The sequence below is a fragment of the Ruegeria sp. AF3 genome (assembly GCF_056536285.1).
This window is the reverse complement of record NZ_JBQFJM010000001.1, coordinates 3,251,415-3,275,419: the sequence shown is the minus strand read 5'-3', so window position 1 is coordinate 3,275,419 and position 24,005 is coordinate 3,251,415. Positions and strand designations below refer to the sequence as shown.

The 24,005-nt window shown below is 55.6% G+C and carries 24 protein-coding genes and 1 tRNA gene; 8 read left to right on the top strand and 17 right to left on the bottom strand.

Annotation, left to right across the window (positions count from 1 at the left end; all coding sequences use genetic code 11):
- The first annotated feature begins 24 nt into the window (after positions 1-24).
- The gene (gene cobS, locus ACR3FC_RS16400; RefSeq protein ID WP_480476948.1) at positions 25-789 is read left to right on the top strand and encodes an adenosylcobinamide-GDP ribazoletransferase; all 765 of its coding nucleotides are present in this window, start codon (positions 25-27) and stop codon (positions 787-789) included.
- Here the strand turns inward: cobS and ACR3FC_RS16395 are convergent.
- From ACR3FC_RS16395 to ACR3FC_RS16370, 6 genes are all read right to left on the bottom strand, one after another.
- Entirely contained in the window at positions 786-1,547 is a 762-nt protein-coding gene (locus tag ACR3FC_RS16395; protein ID WP_480476612.1) for a potassium channel family protein, read from the bottom strand. The genes cobS and ACR3FC_RS16395 overlap by 4 nt on opposite strands.
- 117 nt (positions 1,548-1,664) lie before the next feature.
- On the bottom strand, positions 1,665-2,174 hold the full coding sequence (locus ACR3FC_RS16390; protein ID WP_050603638.1) for a CarD family transcriptional regulator: 510 nt from the start codon (positions 2,172-2,174) through the stop codon (positions 1,665-1,667).
- Positions 2,175-2,454: 280 nt separating this feature from the next.
- Positions 2,455-2,793 carry a ferredoxin FdxA gene (gene fdxA, locus ACR3FC_RS16385; RefSeq protein WP_170616129.1) on the bottom strand — a complete coding sequence of 113 codons (339 nt, stop codon included), beginning with the start codon at positions 2,791-2,793 and terminating at the stop codon, positions 2,455-2,457.
- Positions 2,794-2,859: 66 nt separating this feature from the next.
- Positions 2,860-3,225, bottom strand: coding sequence for an RNA-binding S4 domain-containing protein (locus ACR3FC_RS16380; protein ID WP_209504209.1), 366 nt, complete (start codon positions 3,223-3,225; stop codon positions 2,860-2,862).
- A gap of 6 nt (positions 3,226-3,231) precedes the next feature.
- Positions 3,232-6,057 carry a helicase-related protein gene (locus tag ACR3FC_RS16375; RefSeq protein WP_480476610.1) on the bottom strand — a complete coding sequence of 942 codons (2,826 nt, stop codon included), beginning with the start codon at positions 6,055-6,057 and terminating at the stop codon, positions 3,232-3,234.
- 20 nt (positions 6,058-6,077) lie between these two features.
- A complete protein-coding gene (locus ACR3FC_RS16370; RefSeq protein ID WP_480476608.1) occupies positions 6,078-6,647 on the bottom strand; it encodes a tetratricopeptide repeat protein in 570 nt (189 codons plus the stop codon).
- Positions 6,648-6,716: 69 nt separating this feature from the next.
- On the opposite strand from ACR3FC_RS16370, the gene ACR3FC_RS16365 reads away from it, so the two are divergent.
- The 4 genes from ACR3FC_RS16365 (at position 6,717) to ACR3FC_RS16350 (ending at position 10,560) form a co-directional block, all read left to right on the top strand.
- Positions 6,717-7,007: an SCP2 sterol-binding domain-containing protein gene (locus tag ACR3FC_RS16365; protein ID WP_209504212.1), complete on the top strand. Its 291-nt coding sequence runs from the start codon at positions 6,717-6,719 to the stop codon at positions 7,005-7,007.
- A complete protein-coding gene (locus ACR3FC_RS16360) occupies positions 7,007-7,981 on the top strand; it encodes an alpha/beta hydrolase (protein ID WP_480476606.1) in 975 nt (324 codons plus the stop codon). Before ACR3FC_RS16365 ends, ACR3FC_RS16360 begins: the two co-directional genes overlap by 1 nt.
- Before the next feature lie 85 nt (positions 7,982-8,066).
- Entirely contained in the window at positions 8,067-9,887 is a 1,821-nt protein-coding gene (locus ACR3FC_RS16355; protein ID WP_480476604.1) for a M3 family oligoendopeptidase, read from the top strand.
- Between the two features lie 130 nt (positions 9,888-10,017).
- Positions 10,018-10,560, top strand: a complete 543-nt coding sequence (locus ACR3FC_RS16350) for a hypothetical protein (protein WP_480476602.1) — start codon at positions 10,018-10,020, stop codon at positions 10,558-10,560.
- 53 nt (positions 10,561-10,613) lie between these two features.
- On the opposite strand, the gene ACR3FC_RS16345 is transcribed toward ACR3FC_RS16350, so the two are convergent.
- The 4 genes from ACR3FC_RS16345 to ACR3FC_RS16330 form a co-directional block, all read right to left on the bottom strand.
- The gene (locus ACR3FC_RS16345; protein WP_480476600.1) at positions 10,614-10,883 is read right to left on the bottom strand and encodes a DksA/TraR family C4-type zinc finger protein; all 270 of its coding nucleotides are present in this window, start codon (positions 10,881-10,883) and stop codon (positions 10,614-10,616) included.
- 59 nt (positions 10,884-10,942) lie between these two features.
- Positions 10,943-11,917: a Gfo/Idh/MocA family protein gene (locus ACR3FC_RS16340; RefSeq protein WP_480476598.1), complete on the bottom strand. Its 975-nt coding sequence runs from the start codon at positions 11,915-11,917 to the stop codon at positions 10,943-10,945.
- A gap of 276 nt (positions 11,918-12,193) precedes the next feature.
- A complete protein-coding gene (gene rpoH, locus ACR3FC_RS16335) occupies positions 12,194-13,090 on the bottom strand; it encodes an RNA polymerase sigma factor RpoH (RefSeq protein WP_480476596.1) in 897 nt (298 codons plus the stop codon).
- 142 nt (positions 13,091-13,232) lie between these two features.
- A complete protein-coding gene (locus ACR3FC_RS16330) occupies positions 13,233-14,270 on the bottom strand; it encodes an RluA family pseudouridine synthase (RefSeq protein ID WP_480476594.1) in 1,038 nt (345 codons plus the stop codon).
- Here ACR3FC_RS16330 and ACR3FC_RS16325 point away from each other — a divergent pair.
- Entirely contained in the window at positions 14,269-14,571 is a 303-nt protein-coding gene (locus ACR3FC_RS16325) for a DUF6476 family protein (protein ID WP_480476592.1), read from the top strand. The two genes, ACR3FC_RS16330 and ACR3FC_RS16325, sit on opposite strands and share 2 nt — an antisense overlap.
- A 5-nt stretch (positions 14,572-14,576) precedes the next feature.
- On the opposite strand, the gene ACR3FC_RS16320 is transcribed toward ACR3FC_RS16325, so the two are convergent.
- From ACR3FC_RS16320 to ACR3FC_RS16300, 5 genes are all read right to left on the bottom strand, one after another.
- Complete coding sequence (locus tag ACR3FC_RS16320; RefSeq protein ID WP_480476590.1) at positions 14,577-16,484, bottom strand: ATP-grasp fold amidoligase family protein; 1,908 nt, start codon at positions 16,482-16,484, stop codon at positions 14,577-14,579.
- A 26-nt stretch (positions 16,485-16,510) separates the two neighbouring features.
- Positions 16,511-17,530, bottom strand: a complete 1,020-nt coding sequence (locus ACR3FC_RS16315; protein WP_480476588.1) for a glycosyltransferase family 2 protein — start codon at positions 17,528-17,530, stop codon at positions 16,511-16,513.
- 55 nt (positions 17,531-17,585) lie between these two features.
- Positions 17,586-18,257, bottom strand: a complete 672-nt coding sequence (locus ACR3FC_RS16310) for a class I SAM-dependent methyltransferase (protein ID WP_480476586.1) — start codon at positions 18,255-18,257, stop codon at positions 17,586-17,588.
- A 94-nt stretch (positions 18,258-18,351) separates the two neighbouring features.
- Complete coding sequence (locus ACR3FC_RS16305) at positions 18,352-20,232, bottom strand: glycosyltransferase family 2 protein (RefSeq protein ID WP_480476584.1); 1,881 nt, start codon at positions 20,230-20,232, stop codon at positions 18,352-18,354.
- A gap of 190 nt (positions 20,233-20,422) precedes the next feature.
- A tRNA-Leu gene (locus tag ACR3FC_RS16300) sits at positions 20,423-20,509 on the bottom strand.
- 141 nt (positions 20,510-20,650) lie between these two features.
- Here ACR3FC_RS16300 and ACR3FC_RS16295 point away from each other — a divergent pair.
- Together ACR3FC_RS16295 and lipB are read left to right on the top strand one after the other, a co-directional pair.
- Positions 20,651-21,310 (top strand): DsbA family oxidoreductase, encoded by a 660-nt coding sequence (locus ACR3FC_RS16295; RefSeq protein WP_480476582.1) that lies wholly within the window; start codon positions 20,651-20,653, stop codon positions 21,308-21,310.
- Between the two features lie 41 nt (positions 21,311-21,351).
- Positions 21,352-22,008, top strand: coding sequence for a lipoyl(octanoyl) transferase LipB (gene lipB, locus ACR3FC_RS16290; protein WP_480476580.1), 657 nt, complete (start codon positions 21,352-21,354; stop codon positions 22,006-22,008).
- Between the two features lie 494 nt (positions 22,009-22,502).
- Here the strand turns inward: lipB and ACR3FC_RS16285 are convergent, their stop codons facing one another.
- Together ACR3FC_RS16285 and ACR3FC_RS16280 are read right to left on the bottom strand one after the other, a co-directional pair.
- Positions 22,503-22,925: an HIT family protein gene (locus tag ACR3FC_RS16285; protein ID WP_480476578.1), complete on the bottom strand. Its 423-nt coding sequence runs from the start codon at positions 22,923-22,925 to the stop codon at positions 22,503-22,505.
- Positions 22,926-23,269: 344 nt separating this feature from the next.
- Positions 23,270-23,671, bottom strand: coding sequence for a hypothetical protein (locus ACR3FC_RS16280; protein WP_480476576.1), 402 nt, complete (start codon positions 23,669-23,671; stop codon positions 23,270-23,272).
- Between the last annotated feature and the right edge of the window lie 334 nt (positions 23,672-24,005).

The window sequence follows — 24,005 nt, the reverse complement described above, 5'->3', positions numbered from 1 at the left end:
AACAAGACCCCGAAAGGCACGGGCGTGCATAAAAACGACACCAAACCGTTTTCCCTGTGGGATGTTCCGCTGGCCCTGGTGCTGTTGACCCGCCTGCCCCTGCCCCGTTTGCCCAAAGCCGTTTTTGCCCGGCAGGCACAATCGGTATGGGCGTTTCCACTGGTTGGGCTGGTCGTTGGCGGGTTGGCATGCCTGACCGGTTGGCTGGCGATGGGGCTTCAACTGCCCCCGTTTGTGGCGGCTTCATTACTGGTTTCAGCGCTGATCCTGATGACCGGGGCAATGCACGAAGATGGTCTGGCTGATACGTTCGACGGGCTTTGGGGCGGTTTCACCGCTGAACGGCGGCTGGAGATCATGAAGGACAGCCAGATTGGAACTTACGGCGTGCTCGCTTTGGTGATGTCGCAGCTTTTACGAGTATCCGCGATTTCTACCATACTTGTCACTGGTCCGATCTGGATGGTGGTTGCGGCTTGTGTATTTTCCCGCGCATTGATGCCAGCACTGATGGTACTTCTTCCAAACGCCAGAACGTCGGGCCTGAGCCATTCGGTTGGTACCCCCGGCGCAGGATCAGCCTGTATCGCTGTGGGCATCGCAATTCTGGTCGCTTTCAGCTTGTGCGGAAGTCTTGCGCTTAACGCGATAGTCTTCGCGACTTTGGTCGTTGCCGTTTTGGGGCTCGTCGCGAAAACCAAGATCGGCGGTCAAACCGGAGATATTCTGGGAGCGTCGCAGCAATTGGCGGAAGTCACGTTTCTGCTTACACTCAGCGCCCAGACCTAAGGCGACCCCCCTGTTTCAATTCGCAACGTATCGCCGCAATGTTTGCAATGCACGGCGTCTGGGTCGTGCCGGTACAGCCCGCAGCTGGGGCATTTGTGACGGACCTTCTGTGGCGCGAAAATTGCTTGCGCCAGCCGGACGAACAGTGCCACGCCAACGACCATAATGAAGACAGAAAACAGCTTGCCACCCGGTGTGACCAAAGTGATGTCGCCAAACCCGGTCGTCGTGAGCGTCGCCATGGTAAAATACAGCGCATCTACGTAGGGCGTTTGCGCGTCTTCTGGTATAAAAAACACCAAAACGGCCGTCGAGGTGGCAAAGACAAAGACCAGCAGGTTGATCGCTGCGATAACAGCGTCCTCGTGCGTGCGGAAAAAACGGCTGTCGCGCCGCAAATCCCAGAGCAGGTGATATGAATGGATCAGACGCAGGGCGCGTAATATCCGCAGGAAAGCCAGGTTGCCTGTCAAAAACGGATCAAGCACCAGAGAGAGGACGACTACGATATCCGCCACCGTGTAAATCTGGCGCAACAGCTTCCAGCGGTCTTTTGAAATCCAGAGCCGCGCAGAGAAATCCAGAAAAATCAGCACGCCGACCAGTTGGCTTGCAACGGTCAAACCTGGCCCATGCGGGATGTGGGCCGTCGCGACAAAGAAAATGATTGTCGCAACATCGAACAGGATCAGCGCATACCTAAACCAAACCGAAACAGGGTCGTGTCCGATATACAGGTATTTCACAGTCTGCTTCATGTCTGTCCGGTAATCCGCTGCATACACAGTGAAATTAGCGCCATATGAACAAATCACCAAGCCACGAAAAAGGCCGCCCCAAATTCGGAGCGGCCCGTTTTGTCAAAGTACCTTCGATCAGGCAGCGCGTGAGGTCAGAACTTCGTCCACCTGCTTGGCGGCAGACACCTCGCCAGCGCCTGAAACAGCCGCGACCTCACGGGTCAGACGTTCCAAAGCGGCTTCGTACAGCTGACGCTCGGAATAGCTCTGCTCGCGTTGATCATCGGTGCGGTGCAGGTCACGGACAACTTCGGCGATCGAGATCAGATCGCCCGAGTTGATCTTCTGTTCATATTCCTGCGCGCGACGGGACCACATGGCGCGCTTAACCTTGGCTTTGCCCTTCAGCGTTTTCATCGCCTGGCTGATCACATCGGGCGAGCTGAGCGACCGCAGACCGGATTCGGTCGCCTTGTTGGTCGGCACGCGCAACGTCATCTTGTCTTTCTCAAATGAGATGACGAACAGCTCGAGCGTGAATCCCGCGACATCCTGTTCCTCGATCGAAATAATCTGACCCACGCCATGGGCGGGGTAGACAACATAGTCGTTCGGGCGGAACTCGAGCTTTTTCGACTTTGTCATTCAGTTTTTTCCTTGCTTGCGGACGGGACACGGACAACAAAAACACCACATGCGGGGACTGTCTCAGCCCCGTCAGGCGGCGATATTGTCATAAATTCAATACTCCAAAGTGAGCATACTTACGGAGCGCATCCCAATCTCGGTCATCATGTGGGGTGGAGTATATCACAAAATTACGACGCCCGAAAGTTTACCTTACGGGAATTTTTCATATTCAACCTGCGTTCAACAGGTTGTGCCGTGATCTTTATGTCAAAACAGGCCGTGTGGAACGAATCACTCAGCCGCCTTCTCCGGGCGCTTCCGAGAAATACTTCTCCATCTTACCCTCTTCACCGTCACGCTCCTCTGCGTCGGGCAGCGGGTCTTTCTTGGTGACGATCACCGGCCATTGTTCGGAATACTTGCGATTGAACTCGACCCACTCCTCCATACCCGGCTCGGTATCGGGGCGGATTGCATCGGCGGGGCACTCGGGCTCGCACACTCCGCAGTCAATGCATTCGTCAGGATGAATGACCAGCGTGTTTTCACCTTCGTAGAAACAGTCCACCGGACACACTTCGACACAGTCGGTGTATTTGCAGGCGATACAGTTTTCGGTGACTACATAGGTCATGGTTGGATTCCTGTTTGCGGTTTGAGCGACTAGCTAATTCAGTCTGGCCCGCTCTTCAAGACAGGATCAGTGATCTTCCGGGCGAGAAAGATCAATAGCGCGTCGATCTTTCTTGGTTGGCCGACCTTTTCCCTCGAAACCTGGATTTACAAGAGGCGCTTCCTGCTTTTCGGTCATATCAAAGTACAGAGTTTGCGCCTCGGGCGCCGGACCGCGGCGTTCCCCCAGTTTTTCCACACGTATGACGCGGACGATGCGACCCTGCGAGAAGGTCAGAACGTCACCGGGGGCCACGGCCTGCGCCGGTTTCAGCACCCGGTTTCCATTCAGCCGGACATGGCCACCACTGACCTGTTTGGCGGCAAGGCTGCGGGTCTTGAAGAACCGCGCCTGCCACAACCATTTATCGATCCGCAGTTTGGCCTCGGCCATCTTGCGTCAATTGCCGTCCTTCAGACCCATAAGCGCTGCGGCGAACGGGTTGTCGGGATCAATAGCCTTTTCCTTTTTCGGTGGCCGTGACGAGAAGGTCTTGGCCCCTTGCGGCTTGCCGCCCTTCTTGCCGTGTGGTTTGCCACGGCCCTCCTGCGGTTTGCCCCGTGGTTTCCCCTTGCCCTGCCCCTGCTCGCGGCGCGGACCACGGTTCGGCTGACGCTGACGGCCCCAGGTGAAGGTGTAAAACACTTCAACCTCGGGTTCATCCGACGCAGGTTCCGCGACCTGACCTTCTGCGACAGCCTCGGCTGCCGTCTCGGTGCTTTCGGTGGCCTCGGCTGCCTCCTCGGCGGTCGCGGCGACCTCTTCTGATGCCGCGTCAGGTGCTGGCGTCTCGTCGATAACGGCTTGTTCAGCCGCCTCTGTCACAGGCTGCTCAACCGGTGCCGGTTTGACCTTGCCACGCTCGCCGCGTTCGGCTTTGTAACCCAGCCCTTGCATCAGGTCAGCAAACTGTTCAAGCGTCATACCAGTGATCGACAGCATATCCGGCTTGGCTTCGAACCCGCCACGGCTGTCTTCCGCACGAAGCATATCGGCCAGACGTTCCAGCATGTCGATACGGATCGATCGGTCGCCCGCATCGCGGTAGCCGCACATGGTGTCGTAACCCTGCGGTGCATCCTTGGCGACCGGCACAGTCACCAACCCCGGAGGCGGTGCTTCGGGGAATTCCTGCAAACCGCCATACAGCGCCCACAGCACCAGACGCAGACGCGTCGGTGCGGGCTTCAGCAAGAGCGGCATGAAGATGGTGAACTGGCCAAAGCGGATGCCATGCTTGCGCAAGGCGCCACGCGCGTCCTGATCCAGATCCTTGACCTCTTGCGCGACGCCGGCGCGCGGCAGTACGCCCAGCGCCTCGAGCATGCGGAAGGCAAACCCTTTCGCCAGCCCGTTGAGCTCCTCGTCGCGCGACAGATTCAGCAGCGGCTCGAACAGTGCAGCGATCTTGCGGTCGATGAAATGCTGCAACCGGCGCCGCACCTTCTGTTCGACATCCGGACCTGCGGCCTCGTCCACAAAAACCTCGACCACGGGCTTGAGAGGTTCGGCCCCGGCAACCAGTTTGCCAACGGCATATTCGCCCCACATCAGGCCGCCCTGATCGGTGAAATCAATTTCGGTATCGGGCGCATTGTAGAAGCGATCGGCACGCAGATGGAATTGCGGCGCGAGTGCTTGCAAAGATGCCGATTTGAGCGCTTTCGCTTCGGTTCCTTGCGCGCTTTTGTCCGGGCTGAACCGGAACCCTTCCAAACGACCGACGAATTCGCCTTCGACGGTCACTTCACCCTTGTCATTTACTTCGGCCAAAAGGGCCTCCTTCTGTTTGAGCCGCCGCAACAAAACCGATGTACGCCGGTCCACAAATCTTTGAGTCAGTCGCTCATGTAGTGCGTCAGACAGCCTGTCTTCTACAGTGCGCGTTTCGTCACGCCAATGTGATTCGTCACGCACCCAACCGTTTCGTTGCGCAACATATGTCCAGGTGCGAATATATGCCAACCTTTTGGATAACGCATCGATATCCCCATGGGTTTGGTCAATCCGCCGTATCTGCCGGGCCATGAAATCGTCGGGAATACTGCCGCGTTCGTGCAGGTGGCCATAGATCACTTCCAGCAGACTGGCGTGCTCTGCATGGCTGATGCCGCGAAAATCAGGGATTCTGCACACATCCCACAGCAATCGGATGGATGGACCGTCACTTGCACGGGCGGCAATCTCGGCCTGTTGTGACAGCGATTTCAACACATTCAGGTCATCAGCAGGGCGGGCTTTGATCAGGTGTTCGTCACTCGGACTGACCTCAAGCGAGCTGATCAGCGCATCAATCGAACCAAACCGGAGAGCGGCATTCCGCCAGTTCAGCTTTTTCATCGGCGTAAACCGGCTGTCCATGATTGCCTGGGCGACACCTTCGTCCAGCGGCGGCGCCTCTCCGGTCACGCCAAAGGTGCCGTCCGACATGCCACGCCCGGCACGGCCTGCGATCTGGGCCAGTTCATTCGGGGCCAGCGGGCGCATCCGCCGCCCGTCGAATTTGGTCAGGGATGAAAATGCAACGTGGTTTACATCCAGGTTCAAGCCCATGCCGATGGCATCTGTGGCAACCAGATAATCAACCTCGCCATTTTGATAAAGTTCCACCTGGGCATTCCGCGTCCGTGGGCTCAGGGCCCCCATGACCACCGCCGCGCCACCTTTCAGGCGGCGCAGAAGCTCCGCGATGGCATACACATTCTCAACCGAAAACCCGACAATAGCGCTGCGGGCCGGCATCCGGCTGAGTTTCTTCGAACCGGAATAGACCAGCTGCGACATCCGCTCGCGTCGGACAAACTGCGCCTCGGGCACCAGCGCCGCAATCGGGCCGCGCATCGTGTCAGAGCCAAGAAAAAGCGTCTCGTTTGTTCCGCGCGACCGAAGCAGGCGATCTGTAAAGACATGGCCGCGCTCGGGATCGGCACACAACTGGATTTCATCAATCGCCACGATATCCGCACCCATACCTTCGGGCATCGCCTCGACAGTACAGACCCAATACTGGGTCCGGGGGGGTACGATCCGCTCTTCACCGGTGACAAGCGCAACAACCGACGGCCCGCGGATGGCGACGATCTTATCGTAGACCTCGCGCGCAAGCAGACGCAGCGGCAGACCGATGACACCTGTGCGGTATCCCAGCATCCGTTCGATTGCGTAATGGGTTTTACCTGTGTTCGTAGGGCCCAAAACGGCCACTATTCGGGATGACCCGCTCACCTTTGCCCCCTGCCCGGACCTTACAGCGCTGCGCCGTCAATCTGCGGCTTCAGTCGATTCACCGCATTGGTTACTTCTTCGTGGTGGGGATGTATAGCCAATGCCCGTGAATAGGCCTCGTAAGCTTTGTCAGGTTGTCCGATAATCTCAAAGATCAGGCCCAGACCGTAGATTGCCTCGTAATTGTTGGGGTTCAGGGTCAGGGCATGTTCCAGATCGGCAGCGGCCATGCCAAACCGTTCGATCCCGAAAAAGGCCGAAGCGCGCAGGTGCCAGCCTTCAGCAAAATCGGGCGCATGGTCCGTCAGGGCGGTCAGATGTTCCAGTGCCGCACTTACGTCTCCGTCATCCAACGCTTCGCGGCCACGTTCCAGCAGCAGATCGGCCGATGCTGAACCGGACTGGGCCCACAGAGCTTGCAACTGCCGATCCAGAGCAATGGCCTGATCGGGCGTCGATTGGGCAAGTTGTTGCAGCAATTCGCCCTCGTCCCGTGAATCCGCCTGTTGCGCAAGGCAAGTGGAGGAAATCGTGACTAGGACAAAAAGTGCCGCGACGATACCTTTGAGATTGTGGATTGCAATGCTCATAACAATAGTCAGTGTAGCGTTGCGACCGGGGATGTCCATTCACGGCGCACTAACAATATGAGGAAAAACATGAGCGAGACACTTGAAAAGGCAGCCGCCGCTTTGAATGAAAAACTGGAAGGCGGCGCGTTTGATGCCTCGGCCAAGTTTGATATCGCCGATCTGGGTGCCATTGTCCTGGATTCCAACGGCGCGCGGGTCAGCGACGATGATGCTGATGTCACCCTAAGCGCGGATGCCGACACGTTTGAACAGATCCTCAGCGGTGAATTGAACCCGACAGGTGCGTTCATGTCCGGCAAGCTGAGCATTGATGGCGACATGGGTGTTGCCATGAAACTTGCATCGGTACTGGCCTGATGGAGTTCTCGCCGGCCCCTTTGTTTGAAGACGTGGCCGGCGGCCCCGCCGGTGGAAAGGCCCACTGGTTGATAACGTCGGATCAAAAACGCATTCGCGTTGCTCACTGGCTTCCGGACGGAAAGGTACATGGCACTGTCATGATGTTTCCTGGACGCACGGAATACATTGAGAAATACGGCACTACTGCCAGCGAATTCGTAGAGCGTGGGTTCGCCATGCTGGCCGTCGACTGGCGCGGTCAGGGTCTTGCAGATCGATTGCTGGACGATGCTCGGGTCGGACATGTCGATCAGTTCACCGATTACCAGCAGGACGTTCAGGTCACTCTGAAACTTGCAAGCGCGCTGGATCTGCCAAAACCATGGTACGTGGTCGGGCATTCGATGGGCGGTGCAATCGGGTTGCGTGCCGTCATCGAGAAAGGATGTTTTGCCGCTTGCGCTTTCACGGGCCCAATGTGGGGAATTTTCTTCACTCCGGTCATGAAACCCCTAAGCCGCGTTACGGCCTATTGGGGCACAGCGCTTGGCCTGGGCGAACGAACGCCCCCCACCACAACACTCAAAAGCTATGTCCTGTCGCAACCTTTCGAGGGAAACATGCTGACCCGCGACCCGGACATGTACCGGATGATGCAGGATCAGTTGAATGCACACCCAGAACTCGCGCTTGGTGCCCCTTCAAATCTGTGGCTGCGCGAGTCGCTGGATGAATGTGCTTGGTTAATGGAGCAGACCGCCCCTCAGACACCCTGCCTGACATTTCTGGGCAGCCATGAGCAAATCGTTGACCGCAAGGAAATTCGTGCGCGCATGGCCAATTGGCCCAACGGAACGCTGATCGAAATTCCGGATGGTGAACACGAGGTACTAATGGAAGCACCCGAGGTTCGGGGGCCGGTGCTGGACAAGATTGCGGCGCATTTTCTGGCCAATCAGGCCAATGGCGCACCCGAGCTGGTTTCCTCGTAAACCCTTTCACCTTTGGGATTGGCCGCTTGTGATCCGGGCGCGCCAGCCCTAGATGTTTGCAAAAGCAGTCTACTAAAGGTGATCCATGCGCGACCTTCCCTTCCCTGTCCGTGACGCGAACGCAATCGGTGGCTCCGGCAATCTGGGCAATCTTCCGGAATGGGATCTGAGCGATCTCTACACCTCGGAAAACGCACCCGAATTAGCGCGCGATCTGGATTGGCTGGAAGGCGAATGTGCCGCATTTGCTGCTGATTACGAAGGCAAGCTGGCCGATCTGGAGGCCGCAGACCTGCTGACCTGTGTGCATCGCAACGAAAAGATCAACGCCATCGCCGGGCGTGTCATGTCCTTTGCAGGTCTGCGCTATTACCAACTGACCACAGACGCAGAGCGCGCCAAATTCCTGTCGGATATGCAGGAAAAGATCACGATCTTCACCACTCCGCTTGTGTTCTTCACGCTCGAGATCAACCGGATCGAAGACGATGTTCTGAAAGCGCATTTTGCGGCCAACACGGATCTAGCCCGCTACGAACCTGTGTTCCGTCGCATCCGTGCAATGAAGCCCTACCAACTGTCTGACGAGCTGGAAAAGTTCCTTCATGATCTGGGGGTTGTCGGCGACGCGTGGGAACGTCTGTTCGACGAAACGATTGCCGGACTGGCATTTCATGTCGACGGTGAAGAACTGAACATCGAAGGCACCCTGAATCTGCTGACGGAACAGGACCGCGCGAAACGTGAGGCCGCGGCGCGTGAACTGGCATCGGTTTTTCAGGACAACATCAAAACCTTCGCCCGCGTTCACAACACGCAGGCCAAAGAGAAAGAAATCGTTGATCGCTGGCGCAAGATGCCGACCGCTCAGACCGGGCGTCACCTGTCGAACGACGTCGAACCCGAAGTGGTCGAGGCCCTGCGCGAGGCGGTCGTGGCCGCCTACCCCAAGCTGAGCCATCGCTATTATGAGCTGAAGCGCAAGTGGCTTGGACTGGACGTCATGCAGGTCTGGGACCGCAACGCGCCCCTGCCCATGGAAGACACGCGTATCGTGAATTGGGAAGAGGCCCAAAAGACGGTGATGAACGCGTATGATGCCTTTGATCCCCGCATGGGCGAAATCGCGGCGCCTTTCTTCTCAAAAGGATGGATCGACGCGGCGGTGAAACCGGGCAAAGCGCCGGGGGCCTTCGCCCATCCGACAGTTACGGATGTCCACCCCTATGTGATGCTCAACTATCTGGGCAAACCGCGCGATGTGATGACGCTTGCTCATGAACTGGGACACGGCGTCCATCAGGTGCTGGCCGCAGGCCAGGGCGAGATGTTGTCATCCACCCCGCTGACGCTGGCGGAAACTGCCTCGGTCTTTGGTGAGATGCTGACCTTCCGCAAGATGCTGGAACAGGCGGAAACCCCGGAACAGCGCAAGGTTCTGCTGGCTGGCAAGGTCGAAGATATGATCAACACGGTGGTCCGACAGATCGCCTTCTACGACTTTGAATGCAAGCTGCACGCTGCCCGACGTGAGGGCGAGCTGACCCCGGATGACATCAACGCCCTTTGGATGAGTGTACAGGCCGAAAGCCTTGGCCCCGCATTTGAATTCATGGACGGGTACGAGACCTTCTGGGCATACATCCCACACTTCGTTCACTCGCCCTTTTACGTCTATGCCTATGCCTTCGGCGACGGCCTCGTGAATGCGCTTTATTCTGTTTACGAAAGCGGCGCGGATGGGTTTGAGGACAAGTATTTCGACATGCTGCGCGCTGGTGGTTCGATGCACCACAAGGAACTGCTGGCCCCGTTCGGTCTGGACGCCAGCGACCCCAAGTTCTGGGACAAGGGCCTGTCGATGATCTCAGGCTTTATCGACGAGTTGGAGGCGATGGAGGGCTGAGACGCCCTCGACAGAGGGCGGCGACATCTGCCTTGCGGAAAAAACCTGCCATGCCCGGCAATTTTGGATCAGGCTTTATGAAAAAGCTATATCTCAGTGAAGAAACGTAGCCTTGAATGCGGGATGGCCATTGAAACTTCTTACTCAATTCATAGTTGTCGCCTCAATTCTATTTGCACAATCAAGCTGTGCAGAAGGCACTCGGTTTGGTCGCCTTGAAGGGTCATACCTTATCGCCAACATGGAAAGAGAGGGAATCTGGTCAGCCGAGTTCAATGAGGCATTTATCAAGTACACCTGCTTAGAGTGCGCTTCTCCGGTCACAGCTCTCTTGGAAACCATCAAGCCTTACACGTCTGAACACTATGGAAGTTTGACCGAAAGGTATCTTTCAGAACGCAAGATTTATTGCGCGGAATTGGTAGGAAGCGGCGCCGGTCAATGCCTGAAAACACGTCCAGCACGTATGCGTGGAGGTTCTTTGTCAGGATTTGCCTCTGAGCAAGACATTGCAAGTCAGCGAGAAATCGAAATCGTGTTCTTTTACCATGAACGAGAGTTTGGCCCTGAACTAATCCGAACCAAGATTTTGCTCGAAGATGGTGCAATCTTACCAATTGATGCCCTGGGAATGTTTCGAGAGCATATGGCAAAGCTTACAATATTCTGGTGATCGAACAGTTTGCGTAGCTTATAAGTCAGGGCTCTTAGAAGCCAAACCCGAACTCACTTCAGCTGACTGTCCTTCGACCCCCGCCGATTGACGCCGCCGCGCGCTTTGAACGCGCCATCGCGTTCCTGCTGGCACTCAAGGCACAGCTTCACGCCCGGCAAAGCAACGCGGCGTTTTTCAGGGATCGTCTCTTCGCATTCGGCGCAATGGGTCAGGCTTTCACCAACAGGCCGCTTTTGCGCCTGCATCCGCGCCAACTCATCCGAAATCGACGCTTCGATCTGTTCGTTTACTGCGCCGTCGCGCGCCCAGCCTCCGGCCATGGGTCATCTCCTGCTAAACGTACGCAAAAGGATAGCCGAGCCCGCGCGCAAAGGGCAAGTTACAGCGAAACTGCACCCGCGAACACACGATCAATCACCTCTTGCGTCCCCCGAGAAAACTCCAGCGGACAGGGATACTCTACCCCTTCCCGGACCGAGCGGCAGAAGGCCTCGACCTGAAGCTTGTAATGGTCCGCTGCGGGGAACCGGGTGACCAGCACCTCAAGCCCCGGACGATGCAACTCGACCCGGGCTTCACCAAACACTCGCGCATTAAACGGTGTAGTCAGGCGGATCAGGCCATTTTCCCCGTGAAACACCATTTCCTGATGGGGATGCATCCGAATGGACACGTAGCTTGAGTAGGTAAAACCGGGGAACTGCGCGCGAATTTCGGTGAAGATGTCGATATCATCCTGCCAACGGATGGCTGACTGTATCGCCACCGGTTCCTGCCCCGTTGCAAACCGGGCTCCGCCAATTACGTAAACACCGATGTCTCGCAATCCGCCGCCGCCCGTTTCAGCGCGGTTACGAATATTCTGGGTATCTGCCCGATTGTCGAAACTGAACGCTCCGGTTACGTGCACCAGATTGCCGATTGCACCATCCGCAATCAGTTTACGTGCCAGTTGCCACTGGGGGTGATGCACGATCATATACGCCTCGGCGGCAAGCAAGCCGCTTTCGTCGCGCTTTTGGATCAATGCGTCAAACTCGTCCGCCTTCATAGTCATCGGCTTTTCGCACAGCACATGCTTGCCGGCATCCAACGCTTTCAGGCTCCATTCCACATGAAGATGGTTGGGCAGTGGTATGTAGACCGCATCAATACCAGGGTCCGCCAACAGCGCATCATAGCTTTTGAACACGTTCAGATCGGGACAGAAAGACGAAAAAGGTTCAGCCTTTGCCGCATCTGACGTCGCCAGTGCAGCCAGTCGCGCCCCGTTGGCGGCATGTATCGCCGGTGCCATGTATTCACGCGCGAATTTCGCGGCACCTAACACGCCAAACTGAACCGGTTTTTGCATAACGCTCTCCATAGATGTTCGAACCCCAAAGGGTTCGTTCCCCTGCGAGGTCCGCAGGATCGACCTGTCACACCGTCATCGAAATGAAACGCGTCTTTGCCCTACCATAGCTTTGACCCTGCGGCCATTCTTTTGGCTTCACAGTCAGGATAACGGCCTCAGACGTTCAACTGGTAGTGAGTCGTCAGGATGCGCCGGGAATGTGCGCGTAGAGGAGGATTATTCGCACAAATGCAAAAACCAGCCCGCAGCTATTGCAGCAGGCTGGTATCGTGGTCAGCTGACACCCAGCATCCCTTTTTCACGCGCAAGATCCCGCATTTTCCTTTGCAGTTTCTCGAACGCGCGAACTTCGATCTGTCGAATCCGCTCGCGGCTGACATTATATTGGGCGCTGAGGTCCTCCAGCGTCACCGGCTGATCCAGCAACCTGCGCTGAGTCAGGATATCCTTTTCACGGTCGTTCAACACGTCAAGCGCCGCAGCCAGCAACTCGCGACGCGCTTCCAGCTCATCGCGCGCCTCATAATCTCCGGCCTGGTCGGCATCTTCATCCTCAAGCCAATCCTGCCATTGCATCGTGCCTTCGCCTTCGGACCCGACCGTGGCGTTCAGAGACGCGTCCCCGCCGGACATGCGGCGGTTCATGCTGATCACTTCCTCTTCGGTCACACCCAGATCATTGGCGATTTGCGCGACATTTTCCGGACGCAAGTCGCCCTCTTCCAGGGCGCCGATGCGCGCCTTGGCTTTGCGCAGGTTAAAGAACAGCTTTTTCTGCGCCGAGGTTGTGCCCAGTTTAACCAGCGACCACGACCGCAGGATATATTCCTGAATCGAGGCGCGAATCCACCACATGGCATATGTGGCCAGACGGAAGCCTTTTTCAGGGTCAAAACGTTTGACCGCCTGCATCAGGCCCACATTGGCTTCGGAAATCACTTCGGCTTGCGGCAAACCGTAGCCGCGATATCCCATGGCAATCTTGGCCGCCAGCCGCAGGTGCGATGTCACCATCTTATGCGCGGCTTCTGTGTCCTGCTCTTCGACCCAGCGCTTGGCCAGCATATATTCTTCTTCCGGCTCAAGCAGGGGAAACTTGCGAATCTCCTGCATATAGCGGTTCAGGCCGCCCTCGGGCGTCGGCGCGGGGAGATTTGCGTAATTTGCCATTATGATGTCCCTCCGACAAATGTTTAAGTCTTTAACATAGGATATGGGTAAAGAACCCATCCTGTTCAAGAGGTGCTGCTAACAGTCTGAAATTAATCTTTCATGAAGGAAAGATAAGAAACTCTTACTCACAGGACTTTGCTTATTGTGTCAGCGGCGCGCGAAGCGCGGCAATCAGGTTCTCCATGTCTTGCGGCAGTTCGGCCTCAAACCGCAGGTGTTCGCCCGTCACCGGGTGCTCGAACCCCAATACGGCGGCGTGAAGCGCCTGCCGGGGAAAGTCGTACACGCATTCGGCAGCGGCGGGCGTAAACGCCCTGGTGGCCAGTTTCCGCTTGCCACCATAGATCGGATCCCCGACAAGCCCATGCCCGGCATGGGTCATATGAACACGGATCTGGTGCGTTCGCCCGGTCTCGAGCCAGCATTCGATCAGAGCAAGACCAGCAGGCGTGCCAAATGTTTCAACTACCCGCGTGCGTGTCACCGCGTGACGCCCGCCATGAAACAACACCGCCTGCCTTTGACGGTCGGTCTTGTGCCGCGCAAGCTGGGTGGTCACACGCATGATGTTTCCCGGCTCAAAGCTCACCCCTTTGACGCCTCGCAGACGGGGATCACTTGCATCCGGAACCCCGTAACACACAGCGCGGTAATAGCGTTCGACACTATGTGCTGCGAATTGTTCGGCCAGCCCGTGATGTGCGGCGTCTGATTTGGCGACCACCAGAAGACCGCTGGTTTCCTTATCGATCCGGTGAACGATACCGGGGCGTTTCACCCCCCCAACACCTGACAAAGCGTCACCGCAATGGTGTAACAAGGCGTTGACCAGCGTACCCCCGGGCGAGCCCGGCGCGGGGTGCACCACCATGCCTGCTGGCTTGTTGACGACGATCACGTCTGCGTCTTCGAAAACAACCTCAAGCGGGATGTCTTCAGCACCGATGTGGCTGTCTTCCGCCTCGGCCACAGTTATGGCGACCTGCGCCCCTTCGGACACCTTGGCCTTTGGGTCCTGCGTCCGGGTTCCGTCAATCCAAACCGCGCCGTCCTCGATCAGGCGCGCCAACCGCGTGCGCGACAGGTTTTCACCGTCTGGCACATCGCGGGAAAGCGCCTTATCAAGGCGAGGCGGCGGATCAGCCGCGATCTGAAACTCAATCTGGCGGGTGCCCATGACTGTCCCTTCCGAACCCCAAGAACCGCAGGAAACCCCGCAGCTGCGATTACTGCGGCGGATGGTCATGCTGCTGACCGCGGTGATGATTGGCGGGGTTCTAGTGACATTCGCCCTGATTGTCATCCGCCTATCGGACCGCGCACCTGCCTTGCCAGATCAGATCAACCTGCCCGACGGTGCCCGGGCACAGGCCCTGACCATCGGGTCCAACTGGTATGCGGTCGTGACCGACGACAACCGCGTCCTGATCTTTGACAAGACAACAGGAAAGCTGCGTCAGGAAATCGCCGTCGAGTAACCTGATCAGTTCGGGAACAGACGGGTGCCAACCCAGGCCTCACCCATCTGCACATCCAGTTCGGGCGTACGCATCTTGCGTTTTCCGCCAAACGGGCAGAGCGTGATTTCGCCCAGATAAATCTTGTCGCCAATTACATAGAGGTCCACCCGCGCAAATTCGACACGTTGCCCGACGGCTTCGGCGATTGCGACCATATCGTCAAACACCTTTGGCTTGGGCTCGGTGTCATCGCTTGTCTGGAAATACAGCTCTTTCGGGATGAAGTTGAAATCCCGGTCGTGGATCATCTGCACATGTCCCCGAGAGCGGTCCCGGTCGACCTGAACAATCTGGACCTTTCCGGCGACAACCCAGAATTTCCAATCGATGATGTCCTGACCTTCAGCCGCCAGATCCTCTTCGAGGAAATAGCGCGTGTCGATCGTGGAATACCACCATTCTGCCGCCCAAAACCCGTGGGGAATGGGTTTATTGCTCCAGTTGGCAATCTTTTCCTGGGCCAGGTTGCGGTCTTCCGTGTTCATGGGCCAGGTGACCCTGTGGTTTTGCCCCTGCCCGTTATTGCATTTGAGCCAATAGCTGCCCGGCTCGAGATCGAGGTCTTCCGGCAACTCAGGCGACGATGAAACCCAATAGCGTTTCACCGGTGTAACAAGGTTCCTGGCTGGTTCTGGGATATAACTTTCCGCTGTCAACTTATCCGCCGCCGACACTTCAGGCATCTCGGCAAACAGCTTCATGACCAGCATCTTCTCAGTCACGGTCTTGGGGTTGCTCAAATCGGGTAAATAGCGCTGGTTGTTGGCAAATCTCGACAATGACATAGACATGGCATTCAACCGCAATGCGTCATTGGCATAGTGATCCCAACCTCGCTGATGACCCGATTGGGGTTTGTCATTCACCCCATAAAGCCCTTTGTCTTTTATCTTATCCAATTCAACCTGGGCCAATTTGAAGAACTGCTCAGAATTTGCGACCTGAGCTACGGACATCACGCCGTTAGTGGCTTCACTGATTTCCTCTTTGCTGATCCGCAAGTCCGGAAGCGAGTCGGGAAACTCGATGTTCTGCGGCGCGCCCCGCCCTCTGCGCGGCAAAGGTGCATTGGCAGGACTGATCCCCAAACCGCGCAGCCTTCGATCCAGAAATGAATGACGTTTTACACCCTTGGCAAGCCACCAACGCATCCGACGGCCCCAAAGATGGACGGCCTGCGTCTGATCCGTAAGGTACTTTTTTCGAAACTCCCGCGCTGGAATGTCGTTCGCCTGCCCCGTTTGCCGAAACGGCAAAGGATAAAACACCGGGGGTGGGCTAGCGTGTTCGATCTCGCCATGATGTCGCAGAAACCACGTCATGACACCGGGTCCGTAAACACTGTGAGCCTGATCCGAGGCATGAGGCAACTCACCGGCCTTTTTCTGGCGTTCCAGATTCTCGCGTTCTTCACCTTCTACCCAAGGACGGATTGGGAATGGATCAAGACTGTATTCCGTATACGCTTTCAGCGCGGGGCTGTCGGACGGCAACCGCATGATCGCATTGCAGATCGTATTGCGATTGAAGAAACCGAAAATATGATCCGCCTTCGGGATCGGCTTCAAAGAAATCACATCCGTATCGCACCAGAGAAAATCAGTTTTTTGCATCAGTTGCAGCCTGAAAATATCAGATTGCGGAACCGGTGTTTTGAACTGGTTGTTCATAATGAACCGCTGCGGTTCGTGAATTTCGTTCGCCGAAACCAGTTCGATACCTTCGGGTACATTCTCGACTTCGTCATAGTGGAACAGCACGACCCTGTGTCCGTTCGCGACAAAAGACAAAAGGCACATCTGTTCCAGAAAACTGAGAGGACCTTCCAACCAGAGCATTCCGATTGTGGGAAGAGTATTTTCCGCGGCCATATGCAGTTTCTCCGAGGGCGAGTTTGTCAGGATTCAGGCTGTTTTACGCTGGAAGACGGTTGCTTGTCTGACGAAAGACGCGCGTGCAATCCGCGGTCTTTTGCAACAAATTCTACAGCCGGCTTATTAACAAGCGTCTGGTAAAGCGCGTTGTATTCTGGCTGTTTGAGAAGGTCCTCGATCAACGCCTTGTGCCACAGGAATGCTTTTCGGTGCAGCCGTGCAAGCCGTTCGTCGGACTGAAATTCTGCCATCACCGCGTCAACGTCCTCCTTATACCTGAGGATTGTCTCATCCGTCGCGCCACCCCTGTTCCAGCGGTCCCAGTATTCCGTTCCCAGCGTCTGCGAGGAGTGGTTGGCCCGCCCACGGCTGCGCTTGGCCAAATAGGCTTGTGTGGAGCGGACCGCGTAATGATTGATCTGTGCAATCTCAAATCCAAAAGGCGGTGCAACATGGTTCCCAAAGGGTGCGGGTTCTTTCGCGTGCCCCCCGGGAACAGACCGGAATACACCTGCCTGAAACTCGGACTTGGGATGCGGGTTGTGCATACCATAGCGGAGATAGACTTCACCCTGCCGGAAAAGCGATTTGACGAACCGGCGCCCCGCCCCGCCCTGCTCATACTTCAACTCACCATCGAAAAACTGCTGCGTCACTGGCGCGTCGCGCAACACATGGCGACCGCTGTTCGAGAATATCTTCCATGGAATGGAAATGACATCCACGCCCGGTGTGGCCTCGATCAGGTCGTCCACCTTATGGTTTCCGACATGAATATTCAGAAACTCATCCGCATCGCAGACATAGACCCATTTGGCTTCTTTCACGACGGGCAAACGGCGGGCCTGCCTCAGAGCTGATCTGTGAATCCCGCCCGTTCCAACGCGGTTCCTGTGAAACTCAACATGACCCAGGGCCTCAAGACGGCGCAAAATTCTGTTCGTACCGTCCGTGCAATCGTTGGTGTAAACAATGATCCTGTCGAAACCCACAACTTTATGATGAGCCACCCATTCCAGAATGTACGGGCCCTCATTTTTCATCGCAGAGATGAGGATTTTTTCAGGCTTGTTCATCACTGCCATTCACCCCAGACGCTTAGTCGCCCTGTTTCTTGCTGTCATCTTGCGGGGTGATTTTTTCAATAGCGATCTGCGCACCAGCAATTGCCCGGATACGCAATTCACGGGGGTGTTTGCCCAGAAACTCGTTGACGGCCCGGATCACTCCGTCGCCCCACCACCCCCGGCGGTGGTAATCATCAAACGCCATGATCCCACCCGATTTGATCTTGGGAAACAACGCCTCTAGGTCCGCAGTAACACCTTCGTAAGAATGATCCCCATCGACATAGGCAAATGAAATGCTCTCATCGTCAAAAAGCTTTAATGCTGGCACCGAGAAATCGCGAATAATGCCAACCTTGCCCTCCTCGATCTCTTTTTCGAAGGACGTGACGACCTTCTGGAAGATGGCTTCCATCTTTTCGTCTTCGGTCCTGCCGACAAACGCCGTTGTATGCGATTCCTCGCCAATATGTTTCCAGGGGTCGATCAGAAACAACTGACTGGGTTCAAGCAACTTCAGGATTGTCGGAGAAAACTCGCCCTGCCAGACACCGATCTCAACAGCCACCCCACCCTTGGGAAGGCGCGTCAGGAACGTACGTCGGATCGCGTCTTTTGTATTCTTGCGTTTGGTTGCCTTGTCTGCGTTCGGTTTATTCTGGCTGCCGGGAACAGCACCGATCACTCTGGGTTCGTTTGACATCTCGACCTCACTTGCAGACGGGTATTGATTTCTCGCGAAACCCGTTTTGTTTATTGGGCAATGGCTAACATGTCGTTGCTTCAAGAACCAGAAGCTAAGTGTCGTTTTTGGAAAGTGGTGGCAACTTGTCGATACCAAGCCACGGAGGCTCGAGGCTTGTAACCCGATAGTCACTCGCTTTGCTCGCGAGAAAACGGTTAATCGCCGAAGACATGCCGGAATAAGACCCTTTGCCCCGCCTGTAGGATGTAAAGGCGATGCTCCCGCCCGGAGCCAGAACCCTGTCGATCCGGTTCAACAGCTGCAACATGACACGCTCGGCCCGAACCCCGCGTATGATCACGACACCAACGCTTTGGTCTTCAAACAGCTTCAGCATCAAAGGCGGCAGCGCCCGGTAGACCCTCAGACGCCCAGCGACGATCGGTTCTCGGAAGTACTCCAGCAATGCATAGAAGGTGCGATCCAGGGCCTGAAGTTTAGGATCTTGCGTCGCATCCTCACAAGTAAAGCTGTCCCAGGACAGCCCCCACGGCCCAATGATCGTCAATTGCGCAACTGCATCCAATGCAAGTATTTCTTCTACGATTTCGGTTTCGACATGCCCGATCAAAACCCAGTTCTTCTTGCCACTGATTGACCTCAAGAACCGCTGTCGCTGCTCTTTCGTTCTTTCAACCTCCGGAGACACTGGCGGCAGGAAAGATGAGTCCTTCGGATCGAACGGCAAATCCACCTGTTTTGCATCAGTGATTAATGCATGCTGCGCCGCCGCTTCTTCGTACTCCATGGCCGTTCCCAGGGAATCCAGCCGGGTAAACCAGGGGTAGTTATTGGGTCTTGAGTTTTCAGATTTGGACATCTTGCCCAAACGCGTCCATTTCGCAACTTGCGCGAAAGAAACTTCGGGGTCTTTGTAGGTCTCCGCATCAAAGGAAAGATCGCCTTCTTCCATCACGCCCAGATCCAGCGCCTTTATATATCGCCCCCCGGCAAAATTCTTGTACCGAGTTATGAATCCCTGTGCGGCCTCTGTTTCACGTATCTCCGAGATACGGCGCTTGTGATAAGCAACAGCTTTTTCGTGCAAGTCTCCCAGAACACGATCCGCACGTAGTTCATCATACGATTTCCCAAGGCGGTCCAATTTGGAAAGGATCGATAATTCTTCAACTTTGTTGAAGCAATGCATGTGCCAATAGGCTTGTCCCGTTGCCTCCATCTTGGGATGAAACGCGGTTGTGTTTACATCCCCCCGCAGCCGCTTCATCAGATAACTCTCGATGGATCGGACGGCATAGTGGTTCATCCTGAAAAACTGCTGCCCAAAGGCCGCGCCAGTAGTGGAATGGGACCAACCATTTCGCCGCATTGCAGGTGGCAAGGGATCTCCGTCACCATCAATCCATGCAAAGCTTTCGGCCTTACCGGCGATTGGGCCACGCGGACGGTGTGTGTTGATTGCCCGATAAGACCCGTTGTTTCTGACAAGCGATTTGAAGGCACGCACATTCTGCGGCGTCACCACCCCCAACTCTGCTGCAGATGTGAATTGTTCGATCACAAACTTGTCTTCAAACTCGACAATCCCATTGTGTCCGAACATCTGCCATATCGCGGCAAAGCCATCTGCATGTGGAAAGGTGCGAAACAGATCGTCCAGCGTACCGTCCCCAACACGGATATCGAGAAATTCGTCGACATCACAAACCAGAATCCACTCGGCTTCAGCGTACCAGGGATGTTCCATAGCGTTCGCATAGGCCGACGCCTGCGGCCCATGCTTCCAGGGACCGGGGTTATCGATATGCGCCAGAAAACCCAGTTCCTCGCATCTTTTCAAAATCGCGTCAGTGCCGTCGGAGCAGTCATTCGAGTTAACGATGAAATGCGTAAACCCGATCGAAAGGTAATACGCGATCCATTCAAGGATGAACGGCCCCTCGTCTTTCATCGTTGATATGACAAGTCTCATCGCACCTACCCGCAACTACGGCCCGCAAATTCAGGACGAAGGGAAAAAACGCATCATTGCAGAGGCATGGCGCGCTTCCCGACACCTGGCTTAGTTACGGGCCACGGATATGCAATGCAAGAGAACAGACCAGAACGGCAAAGCCTGCTTCGCGTAAGCCAATTTGAATATCTCAAGATACGAGAAGATTTGGTGCGGTCGAGAAGACTCGAACTTCCACGGGAGTTACCCCACAGCGACCTCAACGCTGCGCGTCTACCAATTCCGCCACGACCGCACTGCCAGTGACTTGGTAGAGCGGCGTATAGACGTTGGCGCACGCGATGTGAAGAGGCAAAAACACACTGGTTTAAAAACCTTCGCAGCAGTCTTATCTAAGCCGATGAGCAACGCAGTTTCGATCTAGCAGGAGCCTCAGATGACCTCGACCGACACCCGCCCCATCATACAGATCGATATCGTGTCGGACGTTGTGTGCCCATGGTGTATAGTCGGGTTTCGCCAGCTTGATGTGGCATTGAAACAGCAGGGCATCCAGGCCCAAATTCGCTGGCACCCGTTCGAATTGAACCCGAACATGCCACCTGAAGGGCAGAACCTGCGGGAACACATCACTGAGAAATATGGCTCGACCCCCGAACAGAGCCAGCAGGCACGTGACAGGCTAACGGCGATCGGCGCAGAACTGGGGTTCACCTTCAACTTTCACGAAGACAGTCGGATCGTGAATACATTCAAGGCGCATCAGTTGCTGGATTGGGCCGAAAGTCAGGGCCAGCAACACCAATTGAAGCTTGCGCTTTTCGACGCATATTTCACACGGCAACAGGATGTGTCCGACGTTGAGGCTCTGCTGCAGGCCGTCACGTCTGCCGGGCTGAACCCTGATGCCGCACGTCAGGTGCTTGAGACCGGCGAACGCATCGCCTTGGTTCGAGAGAAACAGCAATTCTGGACCAGCAGGGGTATCTCAGGTGTGCCGTCCATGGTGTTTGGCGGAAAATACCTGCTGACCGGCGCGCAAGGGGTCGATACCTATTCCCGAGTGCTGCAACGGTGTTTGGCCGAAGCGGCCTGACCCCTCTTCCCCTGCCCGCTATGGACGGATATGAGGCCGCCATGGAATGGAAAATCACCGATGGTCTGACCAGTTATGACGAAGCGACCGCCTTTATGGAGGCACGCGTCGCCGGGATTGCACGCGGCGACGCGGAGGAGTGCATCTGGTTACTGGAACACCCGCCGCTTTATACGGCAGGCACGTCAGCTAAGATAGAAGACCTGACCGATCCTGACCGCTTTCCGGTTTATGCAAGCAAACGGGGCGGCGAGTACACCTATCACGGCCCCGGTCAGCGTGTGGCCTATGTCATGCTGGATCTGAACAAGCGCGGGCGCGACGTGCGCCAATTCGTGAAACAGTTGGAAAACTGGGTGATATCGGCACTTGCCGAATTCAACGTGCATGGCGAAATACGCGACGGGCGCGTTGGTGTCTGGGTGCGGCGCGACGACAAACCGCTGACGGTGACCGGCAAACCGGCAGAGGACAAGATCGCGGCAATTGGCCTGCGTTTACGCAAATGGGTCAGCTTTCACGGTATTTCGATCAATGTCGAACCGGATCTGGAGCATTTCTCGGGCATTGTTCCCTGCGGGATCAGCGAATATGGCGTGACTTCATTGGTGGATCTGGGGCTTCCGGTCACCATGAATGATCTTGATGCGGCCTTGAAGAAAACCTTCGAGGGCGTGTTTGGTGCCTCTGATTTCTGATTCTGCCTTGGCAGAGAATCAGCTTCCGCTGTGCTTGGATACAACAATATGCATGTGCGGAAGGCTCTGTTTCCGAAACACGTCGCAATTTACCAAGAACCATTCAGTTTTACGTTATTCTTTAGGCAAGTTTTAATTCTCTAGGATACACCGGTGTTGTTAACGAGTAATATGAAACTGCCAATCAAGAGTGAGTGGTATGTTAAACCGGTGATCAAGGGCTCGCCCTCGAAATCCGAGAAGTGTTTGGTTACGAGTCTGCCGTTCCGACCCCAAATCGGAACGGCAATTCATTTCCCCCCTTCACGCTGAAACCCGTGCTCAAGCCGCAATGGTCGGGGGCAGGCGATTTCTGCGTTGTCCAGCTGTGGAGTCTCATGGCCTGTCCCAAGGAGGGGTTTCGGGTTTTCTTGTCTCCGGTCGCGGCGACATGCACGGGCGGATGCTGGCATTTGTCCGGATTGGCACCTCACAAACAGACCAAAAGGTCTTGATTACAAAGCGGTTTTTATCTTCTCCGCATGTTTGGCAATCAGGTCGAAATCACCCATTTTACCAGGTGGGCGCATCGACACCCCGACATGACGCGGCAGGACGTGAAAATGCAGGTGGAAAACCTCCTGCCCGCCTGCGGTTTCGTTGAATTGCTGAATGGTTATACCGTCCGCGTCGAAGGCTTTCATCACTGCACGAGCCATCTTTTGAACGGTGTTCATGACCGCCGCCAGTTGGTCGGGCGTGGCATCCAGCACATTGCGGCAGGGCGTTTTGGGGATCACCAGCAAATGCCCATCAGCGCGCGGCATGATGTCCATGAAGGCCAGTGTGTCGGCGTCTTCGTAAACTTTTGACGAAGGTATCTCGCCGCGCAGAATTTTGGCGAAGATGTTGTCGGGATCATAATCCATGGTTGCCATCCGTTCCTTGAGGGGCTTTTGACCGAGTTGTGGTCCACCCGCCCCGCCGGGTCAAGCCGGGGGATTGAGCCCTGAAATGTGCAAATTGTACCGGGTTTTCAGTGGGGGTTGTACGTTTTGTACACTTGGATTTGGCATGAGATCACATCATCAGAGACAGAGGCGGCACGTTCCCAACAGGTGATTTCTGCCTACGCAGCAGAGTACCGATTTCGCAACTCTTAATCGGACGTAAACTGGTTAAGTTTTTGAATACTTCATCAAGCTCAAGTCGAAGGTGCACTGTGCGGACAAATTGAGCTTTCGCTACAGTTGCGCCAATGACAAATTTGCCGGCGAGTAGTTCATTTCAAGAACTGCCCAGCCGCCAACTGTTCTTCCAACTCTGGGAGCAAGTATACCTTTGCGTGTTGCTCCTCTCCTCGGCATGCACCGATCCATTCCCCACAGTATTTTGCGAGAGCTTCTTTCAGAAAAGCTATCGCGTCCTCTTGCTGCTCGATTGAGATAAAATGTTCGTCAAGAGCCACAGGCTCAAAGCGGTGGGATGGGTTATGGACGCGGCGTGACGTATGCGTTTTTGCCAATGTATCAAAATAGAGTGGCATACCAAGAGAGCCTATTACCCAAGTCGTTTCTCGCTTGGGCCCCTGATAAACGCTGGGCGGGAACGGTCTGCCTCCCTTTTGACCGATCTGAATACTCAGATCGTCCAATTTTAGAAACAAATACATTACCGCTTCCATTCCGCCAGTTCTGACAAAATTCAACGATACGTCAGGGTTTGACGTAGCGATCCGCCTGCTTTCGTGTTCATACCAGAACTCCAGACCTCCAGTTGTTCGGTAGTTCTGGGGGGTACATACGAGTTTCTTGGGTTGAGGTACGATGCGTCTATTTTGCTGAGCCATAACGCTGTTCCGATTCTCCCGTACACTGCATTTCCAGAGTTGCCTTCGAGCCCAAGTTGGCGCACTCGTTGCACCTCCGAACATATAGCGGACATTTAATCGTTATGCAGCATTCGGTAAATTGGCCTCAACACCCCCCTTCCCTGTCCTTGATCCTGCGGATTGGGCC